The following is an 8,787-nucleotide window of genomic DNA, read 5'->3' as shown; positions in this document are numbered from 1 at the left end:
ACGTGGATCGTCGCGAGCGCCACGCCGGCAAAGCTGCCGTCCGCATGGTTGATGCGCCGCGAAACCGGCACCAGCAGCCGGCCGCTGGTACGGCTTTGAACCGGAATGCCGATGTGCGGTCCGCGCTCTGCGTGCGTGCGGTGGAAGGCGAAGTACTCGCGGTCCGCGTTGTTCAGGTTCTCCGGCCGCGTGGGGCGGGAGTTCGCAATCCAGTTGCCGTCCTGGTCGTAGATGTGCAGGCCGTCGAGCTGGGGGAGCTCGGCAACGCGCAGGGCCAGCAGCTGGCGAAGCCGCGCCACGTCGGATGGATCGGTGCCGTCGTGCTCCACGCGCTCGACCATGCCGACCAGCACGGTGTCGGCCTTCTTGATCGTGTCGTCGGCCTGCTGCGCCATGGCGCGCGAGAGGTTCGACGTGGCCACGTTCATCTGCTGGAGCTGGTCGGTGCGCGCCTCCCAGCTGTTCCAGAAGTCGATCGCCAGCAGGCTGAGGCAGACGACGGCCACGAAAGCCATGGTCCGGGCGGTGATGGAGGGTCCGCGAATCACTACGCGCTTTCGGGGCAAGGAAGCATGGCGGCGGAAGGAAGGATGGGGTGGCTCGCCGGAGGCGAACGCGGCCCCAATGTATCCGAATGCGACGCCCAGCGCGCATTCGGCAGCCGCTTGATCTTGTGTGCCAGCGGCGGGTGTCTTGTCCCGTTTCGTGACAGCTGCTCACCGCGACACGCAGCGCTGTTGCAGCCTGGYGCAGGAAATCGGGCCGGTGCATGTGCCAGATCGGGCGAATGGCCTTCAGATCCGCGTGGCATGGCGCGTGCAATGCAGCACCCGGGACCGCGCGGCATTCGGCTTGCGCAGTCGCCTTCCACCCCTTACCCGACGGAGACAAGAGACCATGCAATACGCGAGCCCCAACACCCCCGGTGCCAAGATCGACTTCAAGCCGGCCTACGACAACTTCATCAACGGCAAGTTCGTGCCGCCCGTGAAGGGCCAGTACTTCGACGTGATCACGCCGATCAGCGGCAAGCCCTACACGCGCGCCGCCCGCTCGGGCGCGGAAGACATCGAGCTCGCGCTCGACGCCGCCCATGCGGCCGCGGGCCAATGGGGACGCACCTCGCCGGCCGAGCGCGCCAACCTGCTGCTGAAGATTGCCGACCGCCTGGAGCAGAACCTCGAGCTGCTCGCCTATGCGGAAACCGTGGACAACGGCAAGCCGATCCGCGAGACGCTCAACGCCGACATTCCGCTGACCATCGACCACTTCCGCTACTTTGCCGGGTGCCTGCGCGCACAGGAAGGCGCGCTGAGCGAGATCGACGAGAACACCATCGCCTATCACTTCCATGAGCCGCTGGGCGTGGTGGGGCTGATCATTCCGTGGAACTTCCCGATCCTGATGGCCGCGTGGAAGCTCGCGCCCGCCATTGCCGCGGGCAACTGCGTGGTGCTCAAGCCCGCCGAATCCACGCCGGTGAGCATCATGGTGATGGCCGAGCTGCTGGCCGACCTGCTGCCGCCCGGCGTGCTGAACATCGTGAACGGCTACGGCCGCGAAGCCGGCATGGCGCTGGCGGGCAGCAAGCGCATCGCGAAGATCGCCTTCACGGGCTCCACCGCCACCGGCCGCGTTATCGCGCAGGCCGCGGCCGGCAACCTGATCCCGGCCACGCTGGAACTCGGCGGCAAGAGCCCCAACATCTTCTTCGAGGACATCGCCGACGCGGACGACGACTTCTTCGACAAGGCCATCGAAGGCCTGGTGCTGTTCGCCTTCAACCAGGGCGAGGTCTGCACCTGCCCGTCGCGCGCGCTGATCCAGGAATCGATCTACGACAAGTTCATGGCGCGTGCGCTCGAGCGCATCAAGGCCATCAAGCAGGGCCATCCGCTGGACACCGACACCATGATGGGCGCGCAGGCCTCGGCCATCCAGATGGACAAGATCATGAGCTACCTCGCGCTCGGCAAGGAAGAGGGCGCGCAGTGCCTGACCGGCGGCGGCCGCGCGCAGCTCGGCGGCGAGCTGGCCGGCGGCTACTACATCGAGCCCACGCTGTTCAAGGGCCACAACAAGATGCGCATCTTCCAGGAGGAGATCTTCGGCCCCGTGCTCGCCATTGCCACCTTCAAGACCGAGGCCGAGGCGCTGGAGATTGCCAACGACACGCCCTACGGCCTGGGCGCCGGCGTGTGGACGCGCAACGGCAGCACCGCCTACCGCATGGGCCGCGCCATCCAGGCCGGCCGCGTGTGGACCAACTGCTACCACGCCTACCCCGCGCACGCCACGTTCGGCGGCTACAAGGAATCGGGCATCGGCCGCGAGACGCACAAGATGATGCTCGACCACTACCAGCAGACCAAGAACCTGCTCGTGAGCTATTCGCCGAAGAAGCTCGGCTTCTTCTGACAGCACGGCGGCGCCCGAAGATGACGGCGCTGTAATCCAGCCGACGGGAAACCGTCGGGCTGGATGGCTAGAGTGGCAGGCATGCCCGTCGAATACGGACAGGCATTGCCGCTCTATCTACAATGCTCCGCATGCACCGGGTTCGCCTCTTCGTCCTCTGGATCGTGATGTTTGCCGTGCCCTTCCAGGCGTACGCGGCAGCCGCCATGGTCTTTTGCGGGCCGGGCCATGACGGTGCTGCCCTGGCTGCTGCGGCAGCCGCTACGCCGGCCGAAGCGCATCGGCATGCGCAGCAGGCGCACGGCGATGGGCATGCAGGCCATCAGCACCACGAAGCTGCCGCGCAGGACGCCGGGACGTCTTCCGGCGACCAAAGCGCTCACGACGACACCCACGCGTCGCCCGATGGCATGCACAAGTGCGGCACCTGCGGCGCCTGCCACGCCACCGCACTCACCAGCACGCTGGAACTGATCGTGTTCCAGGGCCTTCCCCGCGCCGACCTCGCCGAGCCCGCCAGCACGGTGGCCACGGTCGCGCCGCGCCTTCTCGACAAACCTCCTCGCGCCTGAAGCGTTCGTGCGCCTGCGCGCGCCCGGTCACGGGCCGCAGCAGTCCGCATGCATCGCCTGCGTCACGCCCCTTCGGGCGGCCGTGACGCATTCCGTTCATGAACACGCGAGGATTCCATGTTCCATTCATTGCCGGCCCGTTGGCTGGCTGTCCTTCCGGCCATGGCAGCGGCGCTCGCTGCCGCGGCCCAGCCGGCACCGGCCCCCGCGCCGCGCGCTGAGGAAGCAGCTACCCGTGCGCCCACCACGCTGAGCTACAAGTCCGCGCTCGAGGGCTATCGGCCCTTCACCGACGACAAGCCCATTCCCTGGAAGGCGGCCAACGAGACCGTCCGCCAGCGCGGCGGCTGGAAGGCGTATGCCGAAGAGGCGGCGGGTGGGGCAGGTGGTGGCGCCTCCGAGGCACCCGCCGCGCACCAGGGGCACACGATGCCGATGCCTCCCGCCAGCAAGGAGAAGAAGCCATGAAGCGCACCTTGCGCCTCACGGCCGCTGCCGCCGCTGCGGCCCTCTTGCTGGCCGGCTGCGCCTCGGTCGGCATCGACGACGCGCTGCAGGACACCAACACCCAGGCCCAGCAGTTCACCGGCGGCAAGCTCGAACTCAGCCGCACGCAGGAGCAGCGCGACCGCCGCGCGGCGCTCGCGCAGGAGCTGCTCTCCAGGCCGATTTCGCAAAGCGATGCGGTGCAGCTCGCGCTCACCAACAGCCCCGCGGTGCAGGCGCTGGTCGCGCAGAGCTGGGGCGACATTGCCGCGGCCAACCAGTCGAGCCGGCTGCCCAACCCGGTCTTCAGCTTCGAGCGCATGCGCCTGGGCAGCGAGCTCGAACTCGGGCGGCTCCTGTCCTTCGGCCTCGTGGACCTCATCCTGCTGCCGCAGCGCCTGTCGATCTCGCGCAGCCAATCGAGCCAGGCCAAGGTGCAGCTCACCGGCGCCGTGGTCGACCAGGTCACGCAGGTGCGGCAGGCCTGGGTCCGCGCGGTGGCCGCGCAGCAGATGCTGCGCTATGCCGAGCAGGTCAACCGATCGGCCCAGGCCAGCGCGGAACTCGCGCGGCGCATGCAGCAGATCGGCAACTTCAGCAAGCTGCAGCGCGCGCGCCAGCAGGTCTTCTATGCCGACGCGACCACGCAGCTGGCGTCGGCGCAGCACGCTGCCACTGCTGCGCGCGAGGAACTGGTGCGTGCCTTGGGGCTCGACGATGCGCAGGCCGCCCAACTGGCCTTGCCCGATCGGCTGCCCGATCTGCCAAAGGCGCCGCGCGAGGCCAAGGAAGTGGCCGCCACCGCGACCGAGCAGCGACTGGACGTGCAGCTCGCGCGCGCGCAGCTCGACGTGGCGGGCAAGTCGCAGGGCATCAACCTGCTGTCGACCTTCGTCGACGTGGAGGTGGGCGGCCGGCGCGACACCGTGTTCGACAACGCCGAAGGCACCAAGGGCACGCGGCGCGGCTTCGAGCTGGACATCCGGCTGCCGCTGTTCGACTGGGGCTCGGCGCAGCGCGACGCACTGAACGCGCAATCGCTGGCCGCGGCCAACCGCTACGACGCCACCGTGCGCGGCGCTTCTTCCCAGCTGCGCGAAGGCTACTCGGCCTACCGCACCGCGTACGACATCGCGCGGCACTACCGCGACGAGATCGTGCCGCTGCGCCAGGCCATGGCCGACGAGAACGTGCTTCGCTACAACGGCATGCTGATCGGCGTCTTCGAGCTGCTGGCCGAGGCGCGCGACCAGATCGCGAGCGTGAGCAACGCCATCAACGCCCAGCAGCAGTTCTGGCTGGCCGATGCCGCATTGGCGGCCTCCGTGATCGGCAAGCCCACGGCCGCGGGTGCTTCGACCGCCAGCGCGGGCGCTGAAGCCGCCTCCGCAGGTGCCGCCCACTGAGCGCAGCACTGCACTCACCAAAACGATTCGAACGACATGACAAACAGACGCAACTTCCTCGGCGGCGCCGGCGCCATCACCGGCGCCCTTGCGGCCGCGAGCGTGAGCAAGGTGGCCATGGCCGCGCTGCCCGAACCCGTGACCCAGTCCACGCCCAACACCATGCCGCCGCTCATGCCACCCGGCGGGCGGCCCTACAACCCCGTGGTCACGCTCAACGGCTGGACGCTGCCCTGGCGCATGAACAACGGCGTGAAGGAATTCCACCTGGTGGCCGAGCCCGTGGTGCGCGAGATGGCGCCCGGCTTCAAGGCCAACCTGTGGGGCTACAACGGCCAGTCGCCCGGCCCGACCATCGAGGTGGTCGAAGGCGACCGCGTGCGCATCTTCGTGACCAACAAGCTGCCCGAGCACACCAGCGTGCACTGGCACGGCCAGCGCCTGCCCAACGGCATGGACGGCGTCTCGGGCCTGACCCAGCCGCCGATCCGCCCGGGCAAGACCTTCGTCTACGAGTTCGTCGCGCGCCGCCCCGGCACCTTCATGTACCACCCGCATGCGGACGAGATGACGCAGATGGCCATGGGCATGATGGGCTTCTGGGTGACGCACCCCAAGGCCGAGCATCCGCTGATCGAGAAGGTCGACCGCGACTTCGTGTTCCTGCTCAACGCCTACGACGTGGAGCCCGGCAGCGCCACGCCCAAGATCATGACCATGCTGGACTTCAACCTGTGGTCCTGGAACAGCCGCATCTTTCCGGGCATCGACTCGCTCAACGTGCGGCTCAACGACAAGGTGCGCATCCGCATCGGCAACCTCACGATGACCAACCACCCGATGCACCTGCACGGGCACGAGTTCCTCGTCACCGGCACCGATGGCGGGCCGACGCCCAAAAGCACGCGCCAGTACGAGGTGACCACCGACGTGGCCGTCGGCCAGATGCGCCAGATTGAGTTCCTGGCCGACGAGGAGGGCGACTGGGCTTTCCACTGCCACAAGAGCCACCACACGATGAACGCGATGGGCCACGACGTGCCCACCCTCATCGGCCTGGACCACAAGGACGTGGCCCGGCAGATCACGAACCTGGTGCCCGACTACATGGTGATGGGCGAGCGCGGCATGGCCGACATGGGCGAGATGGAAATGCCCATTCCCGACAACACCGCGCGAATGATGACCGGCGAAGGGCCCTTCGGCTCCGTCGAGATGGGCGGCATGTTCAGCGTGGTGAAGGTGCGCAGGAACCAGAAGCCCGGCGACTACGGCAACCCCGGCTGGTTCAAGCACCCCAAGGGCACCGTGGCCTACGAGCTCGACGGCCCCGCGCCCGAAACCTCGCGCCAGCGCGACCCCGGCGCGGCCGCGATGCCCGCGCGGAACATGCCCGCGAAGAACATCGAAGTGCAGATCCGCAAGCCCGGTGGTGGCCACTCCGGCCACTGAGTTTTTTCTGTTCGTTCCTTCTTTCTCTTTCTTCCAACCAACCTTCCAAAGGAAAACCATGAAGCACAGCATCCTCCGCAACGCCGCCTTCGCAGCACTCTGCGCCCTGGCGGCCGCAGGCGCCTCTGCCACCGGCAACCACGCCGGCGGGCATGGCCACGGCGACGCCGATGCCGCCATCGGCCAACCCGGCGTGGCCGCCAAGGCCACGCGAACCATCAACGTCGACATGACCGACGGCATGCGCTTCACGCCCGCCGACATCAAGGTGAAGCAGGGCGAGACCGTGCGCTTCGTCGTCAAGAACTCCGGCCAGCTGAAGCACGAGCTCGTGCTCGGCACCGAGAAGGAACTCAAGGAGCACTACGAAGCCATGAAGAAGAACCCCGAGATGGAGCACGCCGATCCCAACATGGTGACCCTGGCCGCAGGCAAGAGCGGCGAGATCGTGTGGCAGTTCACCAAGGCCGGCAAGGTCGACTTCGCATGCCTGCAGCCGGGCCACTACGACGCCGGCATGAAGGGCGCCGTGACGGTGGCCGGCAAGACCCCCGCCGCCAAGTAAGAAAACCCACGTCCAGGAGAAACACGACCATGTCGAAGATTCGCATTGCACTCATGGCGGCGCTGGCCGCATTCGCTTTCACGGCCTCCGCCGCGGAGCTTGCCGATGGCGAGATCCGCAAGGTGGACAAGGACAACAAGAAACTCACGATCAAGCACGGCCCGCTCAAGAGCCTGGACATGCCGGGCATGACCATGGTCTTCGGGGTGAGCGACGAGACCGTGCTGGACAAGTTCCAGCCGGGGGACAAGGTTCGTTTTGATGCGCAGAAGGCGGATGGGAAGATTGTTGTGACGCACATCGAGCCTGCGCGCTGAGAAGGGCGGGAGCTTCGGCGAGCGAGCACTCGCGTCATCTGGGGTGCTGAGGTGTCTATTGCCCGATCCGACCTGATGCGGCCRGCTTCGTCGTCCCTCCAGGGGACGACTGGTCTGTCGTCATCGGAGCCGAAAAAGGAATGGCGTTCCGACTACGTCGAATAGTCCAAACCGCTCGGCCCGATTTCGTCGATCAGAACAAAATCGTCCACATTTGTCGAATATGGAGGGGTATTTAACGCAAAGAGAATGCCCTCCAAATAGCCTCGCCGATCTACTACGCGATTAAGAGGGAGATCGTGCGGGACGGCGCTTCGCCATAGCGAGTCATTGGAAAAATCCGCCAAAACGTAGTTTAATCCGTTGACGATATTCTCTTTTGATATTGGTCCAAATGTCGAAAAACTATGCCTCATTTCTTCAAAGAGAATTTTCTGATTGGCAGTGGAATTAATATCAAATCGCTCCAGCTCTTCGTCGCTTTTTCTCATTAAAAAATCGTAGAGGCCGCGTAGGTAGCCAAGATTTAATGAATTCATACGGATAACTGTGTGGATTTAGCCGAAACTGGTTTTTGGACCGTGACGTGCGACGTAGTGGCAGGCGACGTCATGCTCGGAGCGCTAGGCAATGCGCCGGCCCAGGGCGTCATAGCTGAAGGTGGCGGTCTTGCCGTAACTGGTCCCGCCTTCGTATTTTTCTAGATATTCATCAAATCCAGCTGCCACTACCGTTCCTAGCACCTTGACAAAGCATTCCCAGTGGACCACTTCACCTTCCCGGAGATAATTTTCATTGATCCAGAAGGATTTTTGGCCTGAATCGATGCGCCGATCTTGGAAATAATTTCTGCATCTTTCATTTTTCTTTGCCGAAGAACATCCAGTTGGCCTATCCGCAAAGATATCGAGTCGACCGCCTTCTGGAGTGATGACGTTGAATAGGCGACATGGTTTTATGTGGATGCTCGCTCGGACGTGATGCTTGCCCATCCCCCTTGAGCTCACCAATCGGAGGATCGGTTTTGAACCTAGGCAGTCTTTAAACACTTTGTTCAGCGAAAAACGCAATCCTGCAGCGGGATATAGCCCGTGCCCGAGGCAAATGCAACGGTGCATGTGGCCTTGAACGCAGTGCCGGCCGTCAGGGCCCCCATTTGGACTTCGCTGGTGGCATCGCGGGCAACCATGCGAACCAGTTCGCTTTCTGAACCGGCAACACCTGCTTTGAGCAAAGCACTGCCATTCGCGCTGTCCGGACCTCTTTTGAAGCCTCTGCTCGGTCCTCCGAGCACTACGCCGGAAAATGAGATCCTCTTATTGAATTCTGGCAAATCCATGGTCGAATAGCCTGCCTTGACGTAGCTCTGATGCAGTTTTCCTAAATTTATTTCCTTGGGCGCGGTGTCCGCGGCGAAGCTAATATTGGCAGCGAGGAGCAGTGGCAATGTAAGAAGTCGCATTGAAGTTTCTGACTGGGAATGGTTTAAATGAGGTCGAGGAAGTACTAGTGCTTGGGACGTCTAAGATCTAAATAGATCTAGAGACTACAAATAACTTGATGTCGTATTC

General features: G+C 64.5%; 11 protein-coding genes. 7 read left to right on the top strand and 4 right to left on the bottom strand.

Annotated elements, in window-relative coordinates; translation table 11 throughout:
- Nucleotides 1-515: PDC sensor domain-containing protein (locus tag AC1DOC_RS08980; protein WP_478129682.1), on the bottom strand; the 515-nt coding region annotated here is incomplete at its 3' end.
- Between the two features lie 382 nt (nucleotides 516-897).
- Here AC1DOC_RS08980 and adh point away from each other — a divergent pair.
- The 7 genes from adh to AC1DOC_RS08945 all read left to right on the top strand — a co-directional run bounded on the left by adh (nucleotide 898) and on the right by AC1DOC_RS08945 (nucleotide 7,216).
- Complete coding sequence (gene adh / locus AC1DOC_RS08975) at nucleotides 898-2,418, top strand: aldehyde dehydrogenase (protein WP_319434082.1); 1,521 nt, start codon at nucleotides 898-900, stop codon at nucleotides 2,416-2,418.
- 122 nt (nucleotides 2,419-2,540) lie between these two features.
- Complete coding sequence (locus AC1DOC_RS08970) at nucleotides 2,541-2,990, top strand: hypothetical protein (protein WP_478129681.1); 450 nt, start codon at nucleotides 2,541-2,543, stop codon at nucleotides 2,988-2,990.
- A gap of 117 nt (nucleotides 2,991-3,107) precedes the next feature.
- Nucleotides 3,108-3,458: a hypothetical protein gene (locus AC1DOC_RS08965; protein ID WP_478081062.1), complete on the top strand. Its 351-nt coding sequence runs from the start codon at nucleotides 3,108-3,110 to the stop codon at nucleotides 3,456-3,458.
- Nucleotides 3,455-4,882, top strand: a complete 1,428-nt coding sequence (locus tag AC1DOC_RS08960; protein ID WP_478081061.1) for a TolC family protein — start codon at nucleotides 3,455-3,457, stop codon at nucleotides 4,880-4,882. Before AC1DOC_RS08965 ends, AC1DOC_RS08960 begins: the two co-directional genes overlap by 4 nt.
- A 36-nt stretch (nucleotides 4,883-4,918) precedes the next feature.
- Nucleotides 4,919-6,334: a multicopper oxidase family protein gene (locus tag AC1DOC_RS08955; RefSeq protein WP_478081060.1), complete on the top strand. Its 1,416-nt coding sequence runs from the start codon at nucleotides 4,919-4,921 to the stop codon at nucleotides 6,332-6,334.
- Nucleotides 6,335-6,392: 58 nt separating this feature from the next.
- Nucleotides 6,393-6,899 (top strand): cupredoxin domain-containing protein, encoded by a 507-nt coding sequence (locus AC1DOC_RS08950; RefSeq protein ID WP_478081059.1) that lies wholly within the window; start codon nucleotides 6,393-6,395, stop codon nucleotides 6,897-6,899.
- Nucleotides 6,900-6,928: 29 nt separating this feature from the next.
- The gene (locus tag AC1DOC_RS08945) at nucleotides 6,929-7,216 is read left to right on the top strand and encodes a copper-binding protein (protein ID WP_018904753.1); all 288 of its coding nucleotides are present in this window, start codon (nucleotides 6,929-6,931) and stop codon (nucleotides 7,214-7,216) included.
- A gap of 152 nt (nucleotides 7,217-7,368) precedes the next feature.
- Here AC1DOC_RS08945 and AC1DOC_RS08940 read toward each other — a convergent pair whose 3' ends face one another.
- The 3 genes from AC1DOC_RS08940 to AC1DOC_RS08930 all read right to left on the bottom strand — a co-directional run bounded on the left by AC1DOC_RS08940 (nucleotide 7,369) and on the right by AC1DOC_RS08930 (nucleotide 8,678).
- Entirely contained in the window at nucleotides 7,369-7,707 is a 339-nt protein-coding gene (locus tag AC1DOC_RS08940) for a hypothetical protein (protein WP_478129110.1), read from the bottom strand.
- A 132-nt stretch (nucleotides 7,708-7,839) separates the two neighbouring features.
- Nucleotides 7,840-8,208: a hypothetical protein gene (locus tag AC1DOC_RS08935; RefSeq protein ID WP_478081057.1), complete on the bottom strand. Its 369-nt coding sequence runs from the start codon at nucleotides 8,206-8,208 to the stop codon at nucleotides 7,840-7,842.
- 62 nt (nucleotides 8,209-8,270) lie between these two features.
- Complete coding sequence (locus AC1DOC_RS08930; protein ID WP_478081056.1) at nucleotides 8,271-8,678, bottom strand: hypothetical protein; 408 nt, start codon at nucleotides 8,676-8,678, stop codon at nucleotides 8,271-8,273.
- Nucleotides 8,679-8,787: the final 109 nt, after the last annotated feature.

The organism is Variovorax sp. 01T439_2 (assembly GCF_056398445.1).
The sequence above is the reverse complement of the archived record's forward strand: the minus strand, read 5'-3'. Positions and strand labels throughout refer to the sequence as shown.